Source organism: Planococcus halocryophilus (assembly GCF_001687585.2).
In the GTDB taxonomy this organism is placed as follows: Bacteria; Bacillota; Bacilli; order Bacillales_A; family Planococcaceae; genus Planococcus; species Planococcus halocryophilus.
Genome location: NZ_CP016537.2, coordinates 2,275,043 through 2,291,523, shown reverse-complemented (window position 1 = coordinate 2,291,523; position 16,481 = coordinate 2,275,043). Strand labels below are relative to the sequence as shown.

The window sequence follows — 16,481 nt, the reverse complement described above, 5'->3', positions numbered from 1 at the left end:
AGAGAGGGGTATGACAAGCTATGATGAAAGGAATTAAAAAATGGCGACTTTTCGCATTGATGTCCACGTTATTAGTATTTCTTGCGGGATGTGGACGTGAAGAGATTTCGACATTAATACCAGCAGGTAGAGTAGCTCAAGATCAATTTAACTTATTGATCTTATCATCAATTATAATGACGTTTGTTATCGTTGTTGTATTGATCATATTTATTTTAGCTATTGTTAAATTCCGCCGTTCAAAAGTGGGAGAAGACATGATTCCTGAACAAGTTGAAGGAAGTGCGAAATTAGAATTTATCTGGACGGCAATTCCAATCGTCCTTCTATTAATCCTTGCAGTTCCAACAGTTTATTCAACATTTGACTTGGCTGACGTTTCAACAATGGACGTTGAGGCGGAAGATGGTAACTCGTCTCATCTAACAGTTAACGTAACTGGTAACCTTTACTGGTGGGAATTTGAATATCCTGAACAAGGAATTGTAACTGCTCAAGAGTTGGTTGTACCGACGAATGAACGCGTATACTTTAACTTGATTTCCGCGGATATTAAACATTCATTCTGGATTCCGTCTATCGGTGGTAAATTGGATGTAAACCCTGAAAACGTCAACACTTTCTATTTAGAATTTGACCAAGAATCTTCAGAACTTGAAGATGGCGTATTCTACGGTAAATGTGCTGAGCTTTGTGGACCTTCTCACGCATTGATGGATTTCAAAGTGAAGTCAGTTGATCGTGAAGAGTTTGACCAATGGGTAACAGCAATGCAGGCAGAAGCTAAACCTGCTGAAGACGCTTTAGCTCAAGAGGGTCAAGAATTATTCGAACAAAGCTGTATCGCTTGTCACGCTACTTCGGGTGCAGGAACTACTGGAGGCGTTGGTCCTAACTTGGCAACATTTGGTGACCGTAACCGCGTTGCAGGATACTTAGAGCATAACGAAGAAAATGTTAAAAAATGGATTTCAGATCCACAAGAATACAAACCTGGTAACTTAATGCCAGATCCTGAAGCATTAAATAACGGTGAACCGTTTTCTGAACAACAGCTCGATTCTCTTGCAGCTTATTTAATGGGCTTATCAGTAGAAGAGTAGAATAAAAGTTAAAAAAGGGAGGTTAACAGTGTGAGTTCTATTGCTCAAAAAAAGGGCTTCGGCGCTACAATATGGGACTTCATGACAACGGTCGACCATAAGAAAATTGCGATTCTTTATCTCATGTCAGGAGGTTTCTTCTTCCTAGTCGGTGGTATTGAAGCAATGTTGATCCGTATCCAGTTAGTTAAAGCAGGGAATGATTTCCTAAGTGCTGGAACATTTAACGAAGTTATAACAATGCACGGTACGACTATGATTTTCTTGGCATCAATGCCGATATTATTAGCTTTCATGAACGCCGTTATGCCATTGCAAATTGGCGCACGTGATGTAGCTTTTCCATTCTTAAACTCACTTGGATTTTGGTTATTCTTCTTTGGTGGAATTTTCTTAAACCTATCTTGGTTTATGGGTGGCGCACCAGATGCAGGTTGGACGAACTACGCTTCGCTAGCACTGGCATCAGAAGGTCATGGTATTGATTTTTATGCACTAGGATTAACGATATCTGGTTTTGGTACATTAATCGCAGGGATTAACTTTCTTGTAACGATTATTAATATGCGTGCGCCAGGTATGACTTACATGAGAATGCCATTGTTCACATGGACAACTTTTGTTGCTTCCGCTTTGATCTTATTGGCATTCCCACCACTTACAGTGGGACTTTTCTTCATGATCTTTGATCGTTTGTTCGGTGCAAGTTTCTTTGCAGTTGAAATGGGCGGTAACACGATTATTTGGGAACATTTATTCTGGATTTTCGGTCACCCTGAAGTTTACATTTTGATTTTACCAGCTTTCGGTATTTTCTCTGAAATCTTTGCAATCTTCTCTCGTAAACGTCTTTTCGGATACACTGCACTTGTTTTCGCTACAATCCTAATCGGTTTTTACGGATTCATGGTTTGGGCTCACCATATGTTCACAGTCGGCTTAGGGCCAACAGCTAACGCAGTATTTGCTTTAGCGACAATGATCATTGCTGTTCCAACAGGTATTAAGATCTTTAACTGGTTATTAACTATTTGGGGTGGGAACATCTCGTTTTCAGTACCAATGATTTATGCTGTAGCTTTCATTCCTACTTTCGTAGCGGGTGGGGTAACAGGGGTTATGCAAGCAATCGCACCTTTGGATTATCAATTGCATGATTCTTACTTTATCGTAGCTCACTTCCATTACGTTATTGTCGGTGGTGTTGTATTGGCGATTTTAGCAGGTACACATTTATACTGGCCAAAAATGTTTGGAACGATGCTTAGTGAAAAATTAGGGAAATGGACATTCTGGTTCTTCTTCCTTGGATTCCATTTAACATTCTTTATTCAGCATTTCTTGGGCTTAATGGGTATGCCACGTCGCGTTTATACGTTCGGAGCTGACCAAGGTTGGGATTTATTCAACGCAATCAGTTCGTCTGGTGCAGTATTGATGGCGACTGGTGTCATTATTCTTCTTGTAAACGTTGTGATGACAATCGTTAAAAATGAGCGTGTCGGCAATGACCCATGGGGCGATGGCCGTACATTAGAATGGGCAATTCCATCTCCCCCGCCATTTTATAACTTTGCACAAACACCATTAGTTCGTGGACTTGACACGTACTGGATCGAAAAAATGGATGGCAATAAAAAAGGTATGATCTTCGCTGAACCTCTTGGCGATATTCACATGCCAAATGGTTCAATTATTCCTTTCGTAATTTCGCTAGGAATGTTTATCGCATCATTCGGAGCACTATATTTCTTAGACGGCAAGCCTTGGGCATTAGCAGTATTGATCGGCGGATTAGTATTAATGTTCGGTTCAATGCTACTACGTTCGTTGAAAGATGACTTAGGCTTTCACATTACAAAAGAAGAATTACTAGAAGATGCGAAAGGAGGCAACACAGATGGACATTAATCAAAAATATACTCCTCAATCTTGGCCTGATCATCCTGAGACGGCTACGTTAGAAGGTAAAAATAAGTTTATTGGTTTCTGGTTGCTTCTAGCTGCAGAGACAGTAACGTTTGCTTCACTTTTTGCAACATACCTTGCATTAAAAGATAAAGGGCCAAGCGGCATGGAATTTTCTGCCGCTGGACTTTTTGAACTACCACTTGTTTTTGCAATGACGATGATTCTTTTAACTTCTTCACTAACTAGTGTTTATGCAATGTACCATATGAAAAACTATAATTTTAAAGCCATGCAAGCTTGGCTAGCGATTACCGTAATGCTTGGTTTAACTTTCTTAGGCTTAGAGATTTATGAGTTTAACCACTATGTCCACTTAGGATTCGGCTATACGAATAGTGCATTCAGTTCAGCGTTCTTTACACTTGTTGGAACACACGGTGCTCACGTATTGTTTGGTCTTAGCTGGTTTATTGCATTAATGCTTCGTAACGCAAAACGTGGACTAAACATGTATAATGCACCAAAATTCTATCTTGCTTCTTTATACTGGCATTTCATTGACGTAGTTTGGGTATTCATCTTTACTGTCGTCTATTTGATGGGAGTGATCGGATAATGGCACACGATACACACGTACATGTAAGATCGCAGGCAGAATTTGAATATGTTAAGAAAAAAAGAGCAGATGAAATGAGAGGCAATTTGGCTACTTTCGCAATTATGATTTTCTTAACATTAATTGCATTTACAATGGTTGCTGCTGGATTCTCAGTTTACTTGATCGTACCTATCATCCTATTATTGGCAGGTATTCAAGTAGTTCTTCAACTTTACTACTTCATGCATATGAGTGGTAAAGGACACGGTATGATCGCGTTCTTTATGTTCTCTGGTATGTTTGTAGCTTTTATCACGGTTCTAACTTTTGTTACAATCATTTGGTGGTAGGCTTTCGTTTAAACCCCTTACCTTAAAAGGTAAGGGGTTTTTGCGTGAATATAGTTGCACCGTTGAGATAGGGGTTCAAACGATTTTAAAGGCAAGCTAAAGAGAAATTATAGATGAGGTTCAAACGTTCATACATTTAATTGTTCATAGTTCGTTCATTGATATAGTTTGCTAGCAGCTATATAATGAGGGTACTTGAGGAAAAGGAGGTACCATAACATGCCGATTAGTATCTTCGGATTTCAAGCTTTATGGAGTCCCGTTTACTTAGCAGTCCTCGTTTTGGTAACGATTTTATATTTCTTAATCACTGTAAAGTGGCGTGGTAAGTTTAAAGAAAATCAACCACTTACCGCTAAAGAAGCTACTTTTTTTGTTTCGGGAATGGTTTTGCTTTACATCATAAAAGGTTCACCAGTCGATTTATATGGACATATTCTATTTACCATGCATATGGTTCAGATGGCGTTATTGTTGCTATTAGCAGTGCCGTTATTAATCATGGGCATTCCAACTTATATTTGGAAAACTTTTATCGTTCTTCCGGTTATTAAACCATTGTTCAATTTCTTTGCAAACCCAATGTTAGCTTTAATTTTGTTTGGCATGGTTTTCTCGTTCTATCATATTCCAATGGTTTTTGATTTTGTTAAAAAAGATATGTGGCTCCATGGCGCGGTCAATATTGTATTGTTCATGTCTGCTTTTTTTTATTGGTGGCCAGTGGTCAATAATGTTGAAGGAATGCATAAGTTTCATGGCTTGAAAAAATTGGGTTATTTGTTTGGCTTGAGTGTATTAGTAACTCCAGCATGTGCAATGATAATCTTTAGTGGTACTCCTTTCTACGCCACTTATACAGATGGTGAAGCGTGGTTACAAGCTATGGCATTATGTGTGCCAGCAGGAACATTATCTCAGCTGAATTTGTCTGGTCCAGAGTTATTTTCAAACATGTCAACGCTTGAAGATCAACGTACAGGCGGAATTACAATGAAAATTATTCAAGAACTTGTTTTCACAGCTTTCATTTGGATGGTTTTCCATGAGTGGCTACGAAATGAGACAGATAACGCAGATGAAATTACTGCGAAAACGTTGCAAGATCGCAAAAACATGGATTACCATAGACATAACGCATAACGAACCATAAAGGAGAATAACTTATAATGAATTTGCCGCTTTTGCCAACGATTAGTACGTTTTTTATTGTATTAAGCGCAATTTTAGTAGCGATTGGATGGAATTTAGTTCGTCGTCGTAAAATTGAAGCTCATAAGAAAGTCATGGTGGCAGCAGGTGTTGCTGCATTAACGTTTTTTATCATATACATGTCTCGAACAATATTCATCGGAAATACTGCGTTTGGTGGACCTGATGAGTTAAAAGTGTTTTATACAGTATTCCTAATATTCCACATCACATTGGCGACAACAGGCGGCATTATGGGCTTGATCACGATTTACTGGGGATGGAAAAACCAATTGGCTAAACACCGTAAAATTGGACCATTCACGAGTATCGTGTGGTTCTCGACAGCTATAACAGGTGTTATGGTCTATTTACTACTTTATGTATTTTACGAAGGTGGCCATACTACTTCAGTATTTAAAGCCATTTTAGGTGGATAAAAAAAAGAACCCTCAAGGTAGTGCACCACAAAAGTTAGAGTTCAAATCTAACTTTAAGGGGTCACTACCCAAGGGGGTTCTTTTTTTATACTTTGAAATCTATTTTTATCATTCCTGCTTCGCGTGCTGACGTAAAGAGAATCACAATTAACGGTCCAATAAAGAACCCGAGAAATCCTAGAAGCTGAAGTCCAATGAACATGGCGATTAAAGTTGCCAGAGGAGACAGTCCAATTTGCGTACCCATAACTTTCGGTTCCACCGTTCGTCTAATAACTAACAGTACGAGTGCTAAGACAGCTAATTGGGTTCCGAACACAACATCACCCATGATGAATTCATAAGCAAACCAAGGCGTTAAAACGATGATTGAGCCCAAAATAGGAATGAAATCAACAATCCAGATGATCAGCGACATAACAAGTGCGTATTCTGGTACGATAAACGCTAATGTTATAAGTGAAACGATAAAAATGATACAACTTACAAGAAATTGAGCTTTTAAAAAACCAAAAATCACTTTATTTAAGCGAGCAAACATAAAGCGGACTTTTTCCGCAGTTGAATCTTTCAACCGTTTGAAAAGCAAAGTTTTTAAATCAGGCAAGTCGAGCATGAATAAAAATAATGCAATTAAAAATACGATAAAGCTAACAAGAAATGATGGAATACCTGTCAATAAATTAGAGACAGTGTCGTAATTAATAATAGACAACACCCAATTACGGATTCCTTCCATGAAACTTACTAGTTCAGTTTCAAAGGAAGAAACAACTTCAACAGGCATATCTTCTGTCGAACGGAAGAAAAAGCGTTGAAATTCGTCCCACATGATAGACAATGAGTTAGTATATTCCGGTACCATTTTAGTAAATTGTATAATTCTTCCTATTAATTGCGTGACAATCCAGTAAAGTAGAGCCGATGCAACTAATAAAAACAATATAAATACGGATATAACAGCAGATTTTCTATGCCACTTGAATCTCTTATGTATGAAATTTACAAAAGGTTCTAGAAATATAGCAGTAATCAATGCCACAATTAATGGGATCGAAACGGGTAATATGTATACTGATATTAAGATTAGGACTGCTAAGACAATAGCAATCGTTACTGTTTTTTTCGTTAACCACTTCACTTATTGAAATCCTCCTTATGAAGTTGAAATAATGATAGATTGTTTAAAAAAACCGCAGTTCAAATGCTGAACTGCGGACTTTTTTATACGCTGATTTCGAAAGCTTTGACTTCTTTTTTAATAGAATCCAAAATTCCGATACAAGTTTTAACCAAGTGTTCTGGGAAATGTTCGTCTTCACCATACTCTACACCATGTGGATAATAGTGCTTGCCAAGTACGGGTTTCATAACTCGCATTGTCGCATCATTTGAATCGACATCTCCATCAGTAGCATAAGCAAATACACGTAAATAATAAGTGCCTTCGCGTACGATGAACTTGCGGTCATAAGTGACACGCTCGTAATCCCATTGGCCTTCTTTAGTCAAGGCGTGGTTGTTCATGATGCTTTCTAGTAAAGCAATATCTACGTGAATGTTTTCAAGTCCTGTATTTTCAAAATACATAGGATCACTCCTCCTCTATAACAAAAAAGACTACATACTCCTTTAATAATAGATCATAATTTAAGTTGTTGCAATGGCTAGATTGTGTCAGTGTAGAGGCGACTGGTATAATGGAGAAGATACAATAGTAAAGGAGCTGCTCGATTGAAAGACTTGATGCGTATTATGATATTTCTATCGATAGTTCTTATCGGTTTGTTTTACTTGGATCCATCGATAAATGAAAATGATATTCTTGAAGCTCCCCACAAAGCAGACCCATTGCCTAGTGACCAAATTACAGATGAATCTTTAGATGTAGATCGTCCTGTAAAAGGGATTTCAAGTTTTATAGGAAAAACTAGCGACAAATGGATTGAGCAATATGGACAACCTGAACGGATAGAACCATCGGCATACGGATATGATTGGTGGGTATACAATGCGAGTTACGCCCATTATACGATGGCAGGGATAAAAAACGGTAGGGTAATTCAAGTGTATACAACAGGAGCTGCGATAGATGCAACGCCATATAAAATAGGGCAAAGTCTTGATGATCTATATCGATTTACTATTTTAGAAAACGAAGTAACTGTTAAATACGACACGAGTATTTACACATTTAATGTCACTGCTGAAGATATGGACAAACGTATTTTAGTGAAGTTTGATGATGTTTATGCACAGTTATACATTGATTCCATCGACCGTGTGTTAGAGGCGGTTCGGTTTATGGATGCGGAAACCTTGATTCGACATATGCCATACGACATGATGTTCTCTGGCGAGTTGCTACCGGTGCAAACACCATCATCCGAAATGCAACAATCAATAGATGAAGCAAACGCTAGGCAGGTGATGGACCTTGTAAATATATATCGCCTTAAACATCAAATACAATCGCTAACTTTTAATCCGCAAGTAAGCATGGTGGCAAGTGCAAACAGTGAAGACATGGCTAGACAAAATTTTACCTCAGAAGAAACAGAGTTCAAAGATTTGCACGCCCGACTCCAAGAAAGTGATATCAATTTTAAACAGGCAGCTGTCAATACAGCTGCAAGATATTATGATCCAGCAGAAACTGTTCATGGCTGGATGAATTCAGATGTTCATCGCAAAACTTTACTCAGCGATCAATACGACCAGACTGGAGTCGGCGTGTTTGGCAAGTACTACACTCAAATTTTTCTTGAAGAAAAGCCTGTTACTGCCTCTGAGCAATAACAGGCTATTTTTTTGGAACAATAAAAAACGAGCCGGTAGCTGTAGCTATATGCTTGCCATCTTCTTGCAAAATATTGCCTTCTATGACCATAGTATGTCTACCATTGCGGATAATACGTGCATGAGCGCTTATAGAGGCTTCATCTGCCACCGATAGATAATGGATGGCTAAATTGGTTGTTACAGCGCTAAACCCCTCAGGACACGTGCTGTTTGCCAAAGTCCCCATTGCTGTATCAATTAGTACTGCAAGGATGCCGCCGTGAGGTATTGCCATATTATTGTGTATAAAAGGGGTATTCGGTATTGAAACAACAGATGACTGGTCATCTAAGGTGCGTGTCATATTTAAACTTGCACTTAAATAGGTAGAAAATTCACCTTGCTGCTTTTTTTCGAAATTTCTTAAGTAGTCGGTCAAAATGTTAATATCTTCATCGCTGCTTTGTTCAATTATGCGTGCAAATTGCTCGGGGAGTGTACTCATCTTGACAATCCTTTCAAGTCTGTAGTGAAATGCAAAAATATCTGCTATGATTAAAGCGTAAAGGAGGAAATGCTATGATTATGACTTACGAATGGGCTAAAATAACTGACTTTGCAGACGAGTTAAGCCAAATGATCCTACAATCAGAGCAAGCTGACCTTTATCGAGAAGCTCATGCATCTGTCTATAACGATAAAAATCTGGCGAATGAAATTCTTGCTTTCGCCAGATTAAAAGACCAATACGAAGAAGTTCAGCGTTTTGGAAAATACCACCCTGAATATTCTCGGGTAATGAAGCAAATCCGTGTGGATAAGCGTCGCTTAGACTTAAATGAAAAAGTGGCCAACCTGCGGTTGATGGAAAACGAATTACAAGATTTAATCGATCAAGTAAGCTTCATCATTGGTAGATCAGTATCCGAGGCAGTCAAAATCCCGTCCACAAACCCATTCTTCTCATCAGATTCTTCTTGTGGTGGAAGCTGTGGTACTGGCGGCGGTTGTTCTTGTTCCGCTTAATTATGAATAGTTACATAAAAAAAGTGCAACGCTTGCGTTGCACTTTTTTTTACCAATTAAACTTCAAGTTCTGAAATAAGTGACAAAGCTAGATCAGGTCGATCGGTAATAATGCCTTTCGCTCCTGAAGCGATTAACGCTCTCATCGCTTCAGGCTCATCTATAATCCAATAATGTACTGGAATATTCAAGTTTTCAAGAAACGCAATAAATCGAGCAGAATCCAATCGGAATACAGAAGACTTCGTAGGAATTTGGAACACATCTGCGCGAGGCTGATATAAATGACCGAACTGACTAGTAAAAGCTGTATAAGCTTTTCTAATCTCATTTTCACCTGCACCAATCGCTATGCGGTTTTGGGCATACAAATTGAAGCGATCGATTTGTTCATCATAAAAAGAAGTTACAACTACTCGGTCATGTACTCCAAGCGAGTCAATCAAGCGCCACAATTTGGAAGGCACTAAACTACCTTCGTACGTTTCAGGAGCATCTTTAATATCAATATTAATGTACATTTGCGGAAATTTTTCAAACAGTTCACGTAGCAATACAACTTTTTCGTTTTTTTCACGATAAGAATGTTGACCTTCTAAATCAATAAAGTGATATCCCAAATCAAAAGCTCTTAACTGGTCGAGAGACAAATCAGCCACTCTACCTGCACCATCTGTTGTCCGATCGATGTATTCATCATGGAAAACGAGGATTTCTTCGTCATTAGTCATACGAATATCAACTTCAAAGCCATTAACGCCGAGCTCGGCTGAACGGTTAAATGCAGCGAGTGTGTTTTCGGGTGCTAATTTAGAGCCGCCACGATGCGCAAGAACAATTGGTCGGTCGTAATTTAAAACTTCTTTTGCGGGACGTTGATTAGGATTAGCCAAAACTTTAGAGCCAGCCCAAGCTGCTGCTCCAACAGCTGCAGCTGCTAAACCGATTTTTGTCTTTTTTCCCATACTGTAGATTCCCTCCCTGGATTTCTATCATAAAAACAGTATAGCGAATAGAGGGCTATGCTGTCAGTTTATTCGGTTGCGGCTTTTTTCTTTCATATGGTATTCTAGAAGCTAAGAAAAGAGGGATAGTTATGCATGATCGCCAAGGTCTCATTGTCTATGTGCATCATTTGAAACAAGCTAAATCGTTAAGAAAGTTCGGGCATGTTCATTTTATCTCCCGAAAATTAAAATACGTGGTTCTTTATATGGATCAAGAAGTCATCGAAGCGACTAAAACAAAATTAAATAAATTACCTTATGTCAAACAAGTGTTAGAATCTTATCGCCCATTCTTAAAAACCGAATATGAAAATGCCAAGCCTGATAAAGCAAAAGAATACGATTACAAAATCGGTCTTTGATTATTGCATCGGCGGAATATAATGATTTAATCTTAAAACTGAAATTAAATGGTTATGATAGAATTTTTTATCTGCATACACGGATGAGTGCTTAACTTCCATTTTGATCGGCTTATGTCCCAAACTGGAAACAGTTTGTTCAAAGACTGCTAAGCGCTTAGAATCCATTGGAATTCCTTCGCGGCAAAGATAGATTGGCATGAAGTTTCCTTCTGATGCGGGTTTGAATGCCGCTGCAATTGATAAGACCTCTTGACCTTGTGGATTGGTCGCAATAAATACAAATCCATGCATAAAGCGTTGTTGATTACTTGTGATAAGTTCACGGAGTTCATAGATATCTCCGTACCCTTCACCTAACTCAATAAAACGTTGAATCATCATTTCACGTCCTTTCCAATTTTCATTTTACCATTAGGTGATTAAAATGCATCAAGAAAATCAATAAAGTTAGAGGCGATAGTATGCGAGTTGTAGCAGGCTCTGTAAAAGGAATACCATTGAAAGCGGTACCTGGCAATTCGACCAGGCCGACAACTGACAAAGTAAAAGAGTCTATTTTCAATATGATTGGTCCTTTTTTTGACGGTGGATACGCATTAGATTTATTTGCAGGAAGTGGTGGACTCGGCATCGAAGCACTAAGTCGAGGAATTGACCATGTTATTTTCACTGATAAAGATAAACGTGCTGTTGAAACAATCCACGCTAATCTAGAAAAGGTTCGGTTGACCGATCGTGCTGAAGTCCACCGGGCAGATGCAGAGCGTGCGGTAAAAGCAATCAAAAAAAACGGAGTTCAAGCGAGATTGTTATTTTTAGATCCACCTTATCATATGAAGAAATCTTATGAACTGATGGACAAAGCAGGAGAATTAGGCATTGTGACAAAAGATGCGATTGTTGTTTGTGAACATGATCGAGATGTAGAGTTGCCGGATCGTACGAAGTATTTTGAACGGTATAAGAAAGAGCTTTACGGGAGTACAATTATTTCAATTTACCGTTACCAAGGGGAAGAGGGAGAACGTATTGACTAAAATCGCTGTAGTTCCAGGTAGCTTCGATCCAATTACAATGGGACACCTGGATATTATTAAAAGAGCGTCTACTATTTTCGATGAAGTAAAAGTGGTTGTTATGAACAATTCTTCAAAAAATCCTTTATTCGATGTGAATGAACGAATGAATTTAATTGCGGAAGTGACGCAGTCTATTCCAAACGTCAAAGTAGATTCCTTTTCTGGCCTTTTAATCGATTATTCGGTTGAAGTAAAAGCAAATGCGATTATTCGTGGATTGCGTGCAGTCAGTGATTTTGAATACGAAATGCAAATTACATCTATGAACCGATTTTTAAATGAAAATATTGAAACTTTGTTCATGATTTCAAACAATCAATATTCATTCCTAAGTTCGAGTATCGTAAAAGAAGTAGCGAAATACCAAGGCAATATTACGGGCTTAGTGCCAGAAGCTGTCGAAAAAGCTCTTCATTTAAAATTTCAATGAGTCACGAATTTCGTGGCTTTTTCTAATTTCAAAAAATAAGTAAGTGGATGGATCTCTGAAGGGTGGAACAATATGAAAAACAAACGATTACTCATTTTTGTCATCGTGATGGCGCTTGTCGTTTATTTATCCTCTTATCAGCTAGATTCTTATGTAACAAGACCGGGCGGAGCTTATGAGTTATCGCCATTAGTTGAAGTTGTAGGTGGAGATGAAGACGACGAAGGAACGCTCAGTTTGATGACCGTATCAATGTTGACAGCAACCCCTGCTTTATACGTCTGGGCGAAAATCCGTGAGGGATATAAAGTATTGCAACCTGAGCAGGTACGTAGTCCACACGAAAGCGATGAAGAATACAACGTACGTCAATTGAAGCTGATGTCTGACTCACAAGTAAATGCATTGCAAGTAGCCTTTGAACAAGCAGAATTACCTTTTGAAATTAGCAATAATGGAGTTTTTGTTTTAAATGTCCTAAAAGGTGGGGCAGCGGATGAAGTTTTAGCACCAGGCGATCGAGTGCTTGAAATTGATGGCAATAAATACACAGAGATGCAACAGCTAATTGATTACTTAAGTGATAAGGAAAATGGAGAAACAGTAAAAGTTCTTTACGAAAGAGAGCAGCGAGAAATTAGCACGGACATCAAATTGGCACCATTGCCAACTGATCCGGAACGTATTGGCTTAGGGATTTCGTTTGTAGAAGATAAGAGCATCCAAACGACTCCTGAAGTTGAAATTGATTCGGAGAAGATTGGAGGTCCGTCAGCTGGGTTAATGTTCACACTCGAAATTCTCAATCAGTTGGTAGATGAGGACATTACAAAAGGTTATGACATTGCGGGCACTGGAACAATGGAAAGTGACGGCTCTGTCGGAAGAATCGGAGGCATTGACCAAAAAATCATGGCAGCCGATTCTGCAGATATCGATATTTTCTTTGCACCAAACGAACCGGTAGAAGGTGGTGGCGATAGCAATTATACAATAGCTGTCGAAACTGCAGAGAAAATCGGCACAGACATGAAAATTATTCCTGTAGACACAATTGAAGATGCTATAGGATTTTTGGAGGAGCTTCAGCCTCGATAAATCGGAGGAGTCGTAAATTCTTTCTTCAAATGGACAGATTCCATTCCTTGTAAATACATTGTAGTAGCGTGAATATCTAGTTTTCCCATTGAGTCGCTCAGATCAGCTGCGCGACTAATAAGGGGAAGCGAGATGTTCTTTTTTTTGTGATTTAAATAGCTTTTTCCGATTTCCGACATGCCAAGAAGTCTGATATAGCTAGGTAACTGAAAAGAATGCAAGGTTTGCCACGTGAAGCCTGTATAGATATGCGTTAGCATCCGCTGTATTCGTGTACGGGTATAGCGCTTTGATTTGACAAGAGACATGAAAATTTCAAAGCTGTCTGCTGTTTTTGCTGATTGGTAGATTAAGTTTTCAATACCTTCTGTTACTTCGGCATAAAGTTTCAAGTTTTCGGGACCTTCACGTAGAATCGTAAAGCGAAGTAACGGGTAAAATTGCTCCCAGCTGCCAAATTTGCCGTATTCTTTTTCTGCTTTTTTTAATGAGGAAATTGAACTTTCCGGCATATACGTGGACAGTTCTTCTACTGAATTTCCTTTAAAGAAAGCTTCACGGATGCCAGTAGCACTTGCAATCGGCAGTCCTACTGTAATTGGGTCATGGAAATTAGCACCAATCCGTTGAATAGTCAGTGGTTTGATAGAAGAACTTAGGCGTTGAGCCGCTTCAAGGTAATGAAACCCTAAAATATTATTAGGTTGTGTCAAATCGGCAAAGCCAGGCTGCCCACCTGTCAGCGCAAGATAGGCATTGTTCAAGGATTTTGGATAGCTAATTCCAGTTTGGATAGCTTCGTGGATAAACGCTTGGTATTCAGCCGCATGCTCAGTTAATAGCTGCAGCGAATTCAGGAAAGGAGCTATTTGACCTTGTTCACTTCCGAAGCAAAAAGATTCGCAACCAATTGCGTCAAGTAATGCGACACCGCCTTTAGCAAAATCAGAAGCTTGAGCGGTTGCATAAATATAAGGAAGTTCAATGACCAAGTCGATACCAGCATCAAGTGCCATTTGAGTACGTGTCCATTTATCGACAAATGCCGGTTCTCCGCGCTGAAGAAACTGCCCGCTCATAACAGCAACGACAAGGTCAGCCCCAGACTCAGCACGCGCTTGTTGGGCATGGTGAAGATGACCATTATGTAAAGGATTGTATTCAACAATAATTCCTACAGCTTTCATTTTACTCACCTCTTTGGTAGAATTAACTTTAGTATACCGATGTTTGAAATAGAGTGACAAGATTTTTTCTTGACATCTTTTTCTGTGCATTATATAATCAACTTTGTTGTCTTGAGGTGATTACTTATGAAAATAGCGATTCAACAGCTACAAAAGCATCGCAAAGACGGACTGCCAATTGACCAAATGGTTCATTTGGATGCAGTGAAATCACGGAATAGCGATATTCGGGAAGTTTCACCTGTACATGTTACAGGACATTGCACAATTGGTTCGCAACAATTAACGTGCCAACTCCATCTCGAAGGCATGCTCACGCTACCTTGTGCTCGAACTTGGGAGGATGTTGAGTTTCCGATAAATGTTGATACGGTTGAAGTCTTCGATTGGTCTGGAACTGGTCAAGAAGACAAGCTGAGTGATGTTCATTTTGTAGAAACTGAAGTTATAAACCTTCAGCCAATACTAGAAGAACTCGTTTTGCTAGAGATTCCGATTCAAGTGTTTAAGGAAAACGCTGATCAAGACGTTATTAAAGGCGGAAATGATTGGTCGTATTCAACAGACGAAGAGTATGAAGCAGAGAAAGAAGCGGCACCACCAAAACCGGATCCAAGACTTGCTGATTTAGCAAAGTATTTTGATCAGTCAGATGAATAGAATTAGTGTAAGGAGGTGTCACCAATGGCTGTACCAGCTAGAAGAACGTCCAAAACCGCTAAAAGAAAGCGCCGTACACATTTTAAATTGTCAGTGCCGGGCATGGTAATTTGCCCAAGCTGTGGCGAAAGTAAATTGGCTCACCACGTCTGCAAAGCATGTGGATCATACAAAGGGAAAGAAGTAGTAGCAAGCAAATAAAACAGTATTTGCTGCTGAAAGGCTATTGAGAGGCCATGGCTCTCAATAGCCTTTTTCTCTATACATAAGTAAGTATATTTGTTAGAAAACTGGCAGGAGAGAGAGGGATTTTATTGTCTTATACGATAAACCTAATGGACGGCATTATGACATTTACTATTGACCGTCCTGAAATTCGCAACGCCATTAATACTGAAGTAACTGAAGGTCTTGAAAAATTGGTAGAAAAAGCAAAACATCCTTCTGTACGAATGGTCATCATTACGGCTTCAGGTAACCAGGCTTTTTGTTCAGGAGGAGATCTTTCCGTTTTTCATGCCCTTCGAACAGAACAACAAGCATATAGTATGCTAAAACGAGTGAGCGATGTACTGTATTCGATCAAAACGCTTCCTGTACCGGTAGTTGCCATAGTTAATGGTGTTGCCGTTGGTGGAGGATGCGAAATCGCTACAGCGTGCGATTATAGGCTCGTGTGGGATCACGCGAAATGCGGCTTTATCCAAGGGACGCTTGCCATCACTAGTGGCTGGGGCGGCGGAACTTATCTTTTTGAAACTTTGCAGCATGACAAAGCATTAAAAATGCTCAGTGAAGCTAAAGTTTACACGGCAAATGAACTAAAAGAATTTGGTTGGGCAACGACCATTATTCAAGAAGATCAGGACATTCAAGTGTTTTTTGAACGGATGAAAAACATTCATCCGGATGTTCACCGAGCTTATAAAGAAATGGCTATTCGTAAATGGCAAAAAACGGATTTACAAGAACGCGTTGAACAAGAAGTCCGGAAATGTGCCGTTCTGTGGGAAAAAGACCCTCATCATGAAGCTGTCGACCGTTTTTTGAATAAAACGAAAAAATGAAACCTTGCTTTATAGAAGGTTTCTTTTTTTTACGAAAGTAAAGAGAGTTTCTCCAGTTCGCCTTGTTCAATTTATAAATTAAAACCAATTAAATTACAAAATAAAAGAAATATTTCAGCGAATAGTTGAAATCGCTTACAAAATTCGTATATGCTATAGAAGGGAGAAAACATAGGGGGTATTTCAAA

Annotated in this window: 21 protein-coding genes; 15 read left to right on the top strand and 6 right to left on the bottom strand. The window is 39.0% G+C overall.

The window, feature by feature from the left end:
* Positions 1-20 precede the first annotated feature (20 nt).
* From coxB to BBI08_RS11565, 6 genes are all read left to right on the top strand, one after another.
* On the top strand, positions 21-1,103 hold the full coding sequence (gene coxB, locus BBI08_RS11590) for a cytochrome c oxidase subunit II (RefSeq protein WP_008498047.1): 1,083 nt from the start codon (positions 21-23) through the stop codon (positions 1,101-1,103).
* A 30-nt stretch (positions 1,104-1,133) separates the two neighbouring features.
* Positions 1,134-3,014, top strand: a complete 1,881-nt coding sequence (locus BBI08_RS11585; protein WP_008498046.1) for a cytochrome c oxidase subunit I — start codon at positions 1,134-1,136, stop codon at positions 3,012-3,014.
* Positions 3,004-3,630: a cytochrome (ubi)quinol oxidase subunit III gene (locus BBI08_RS11580; protein ID WP_008498045.1), complete on the top strand. Its 627-nt coding sequence runs from the start codon at positions 3,004-3,006 to the stop codon at positions 3,628-3,630. The genes BBI08_RS11585 and BBI08_RS11580 overlap by 11 nt, the downstream gene beginning before the upstream one ends.
* Positions 3,630-3,962: a cytochrome c oxidase subunit IVB gene (gene ctaF / locus BBI08_RS11575; protein WP_065528119.1), complete on the top strand. Its 333-nt coding sequence runs from the start codon at positions 3,630-3,632 to the stop codon at positions 3,960-3,962. Before BBI08_RS11580 ends, ctaF begins: the two co-directional genes overlap by 1 nt.
* Positions 3,963-4,181: 219 nt before the next feature.
* Entirely contained in the window at positions 4,182-5,105 is a 924-nt protein-coding gene (gene ctaG / locus BBI08_RS11570; RefSeq protein WP_065528118.1) for a cytochrome c oxidase assembly factor CtaG, read from the top strand.
* Positions 5,106-5,131: 26 nt separating this feature from the next.
* The gene (locus BBI08_RS11565) at positions 5,132-5,593 is read left to right on the top strand and encodes a DUF420 domain-containing protein (protein WP_008498042.1); all 462 of its coding nucleotides are present in this window, start codon (positions 5,132-5,134) and stop codon (positions 5,591-5,593) included.
* An 85-nt stretch (positions 5,594-5,678) separates the two neighbouring features.
* Here BBI08_RS11565 and ytvI read toward each other — a convergent pair whose 3' ends face one another.
* Together ytvI and BBI08_RS11555 are read right to left on the bottom strand one after the other, a co-directional pair.
* Complete coding sequence (gene ytvI, locus BBI08_RS11560) at positions 5,679-6,734, bottom strand: sporulation integral membrane protein YtvI (protein WP_008498041.1); 1,056 nt, start codon at positions 6,732-6,734, stop codon at positions 5,679-5,681.
* Between the two features lie 83 nt (positions 6,735-6,817).
* Positions 6,818-7,183, bottom strand: coding sequence for a YugN family protein (locus BBI08_RS11555; RefSeq protein WP_008498040.1), 366 nt, complete (start codon positions 7,181-7,183; stop codon positions 6,818-6,820).
* Between the two features lie 144 nt (positions 7,184-7,327).
* Between BBI08_RS11555 and BBI08_RS11550 the strand changes: the two genes are divergently transcribed.
* Positions 7,328-8,392, top strand: coding sequence for a CAP domain-containing protein (locus BBI08_RS11550; protein ID WP_008498039.1), 1,065 nt, complete (start codon positions 7,328-7,330; stop codon positions 8,390-8,392).
* A 4-nt stretch (positions 8,393-8,396) separates the two neighbouring features.
* Here the strand turns inward: BBI08_RS11550 and BBI08_RS11545 are convergent, their stop codons facing one another.
* Positions 8,397-8,879 carry a PaaI family thioesterase gene (locus BBI08_RS11545; RefSeq protein ID WP_065528117.1) on the bottom strand — a complete coding sequence of 161 codons (483 nt, stop codon included), beginning with the start codon at positions 8,877-8,879 and terminating at the stop codon, positions 8,397-8,399.
* 74 nt (positions 8,880-8,953) lie between these two features.
* On the opposite strand from BBI08_RS11545, the gene BBI08_RS11540 reads away from it, so the two are divergent.
* Positions 8,954-9,400, top strand: coding sequence for a YlbF/YmcA family competence regulator (locus tag BBI08_RS11540; protein ID WP_008498038.1), 447 nt, complete (start codon positions 8,954-8,956; stop codon positions 9,398-9,400).
* A gap of 56 nt (positions 9,401-9,456) precedes the next feature.
* Here the strand turns inward: BBI08_RS11540 and BBI08_RS11535 are convergent, their stop codons facing one another.
* Complete coding sequence (locus BBI08_RS11535; RefSeq protein ID WP_008498037.1) at positions 9,457-10,365, bottom strand: glycerophosphodiester phosphodiesterase family protein; 909 nt, start codon at positions 10,363-10,365, stop codon at positions 9,457-9,459.
* Between the two features lie 131 nt (positions 10,366-10,496).
* Here BBI08_RS11535 and BBI08_RS11530 point away from each other — a divergent pair, with 131 nt between their 5' ends.
* Positions 10,497-10,769 (top strand): YlbG family protein, encoded by a 273-nt coding sequence (locus tag BBI08_RS11530; protein WP_008498036.1) that lies wholly within the window; start codon positions 10,497-10,499, stop codon positions 10,767-10,769.
* Here the strand turns inward: BBI08_RS11530 and BBI08_RS11525 are convergent, their stop codons facing one another.
* The gene (locus BBI08_RS11525; RefSeq protein WP_040850910.1) at positions 10,770-11,150 is read right to left on the bottom strand and encodes a DUF7147 family protein; all 381 of its coding nucleotides are present in this window, start codon (positions 11,148-11,150) and stop codon (positions 10,770-10,772) included. It abuts the gene before it with no gap.
* Between the two features lie 83 nt (positions 11,151-11,233).
* Between BBI08_RS11525 and rsmD the strand changes: the two genes are divergently transcribed.
* From rsmD to BBI08_RS11510, 3 genes are all read left to right on the top strand, one after another.
* Positions 11,234-11,809, top strand: coding sequence for a 16S rRNA (guanine(966)-N(2))-methyltransferase RsmD (gene rsmD, locus BBI08_RS11520; protein ID WP_008498033.1), 576 nt, complete (start codon positions 11,234-11,236; stop codon positions 11,807-11,809).
* Positions 11,802-12,281, top strand: a complete 480-nt coding sequence (gene coaD / locus BBI08_RS11515; protein WP_008498031.1) for a pantetheine-phosphate adenylyltransferase — start codon at positions 11,802-11,804, stop codon at positions 12,279-12,281. Before rsmD ends, coaD begins: the two co-directional genes overlap by 8 nt.
* 72 nt (positions 12,282-12,353) lie before the next feature.
* A complete protein-coding gene (locus BBI08_RS11510) occupies positions 12,354-13,379 on the top strand; it encodes a SepM family pheromone-processing serine protease (protein ID WP_008498030.1) in 1,026 nt (341 codons plus the stop codon).
* Here the strand turns inward: BBI08_RS11510 and BBI08_RS11505 are convergent.
* Entirely contained in the window at positions 13,367-14,566 is a 1,200-nt protein-coding gene (locus tag BBI08_RS11505; RefSeq protein ID WP_065528116.1) for a nucleotidyltransferase, read from the bottom strand. The two genes, BBI08_RS11510 and BBI08_RS11505, sit on opposite strands and share 13 nt — an antisense overlap.
* Before the next feature lie 126 nt (positions 14,567-14,692).
* Here BBI08_RS11505 and BBI08_RS11500 point away from each other — a divergent pair, with 126 nt between their 5' ends.
* The 3 genes from BBI08_RS11500 to BBI08_RS11490 all read left to right on the top strand — a co-directional run bounded on the left by BBI08_RS11500 (position 14,693) and on the right by BBI08_RS11490 (position 16,293).
* Positions 14,693-15,226 (top strand): YceD family protein, encoded by a 534-nt coding sequence (locus BBI08_RS11500; RefSeq protein ID WP_008498029.1) that lies wholly within the window; start codon positions 14,693-14,695, stop codon positions 15,224-15,226.
* Positions 15,227-15,250: 24 nt separating this feature from the next.
* On the top strand, positions 15,251-15,427 hold the full coding sequence (rpmF, locus tag BBI08_RS11495) for a 50S ribosomal protein L32 (RefSeq protein ID WP_006828847.1): 177 nt from the start codon (positions 15,251-15,253) through the stop codon (positions 15,425-15,427).
* Between the two features lie 113 nt (positions 15,428-15,540).
* The gene (locus BBI08_RS11490) at positions 15,541-16,293 is read left to right on the top strand and encodes an enoyl-CoA hydratase/isomerase family protein (protein ID WP_155800279.1); all 753 of its coding nucleotides are present in this window, start codon (positions 15,541-15,543) and stop codon (positions 16,291-16,293) included.
* Positions 16,294-16,481: the final 188 nt, after the last annotated feature.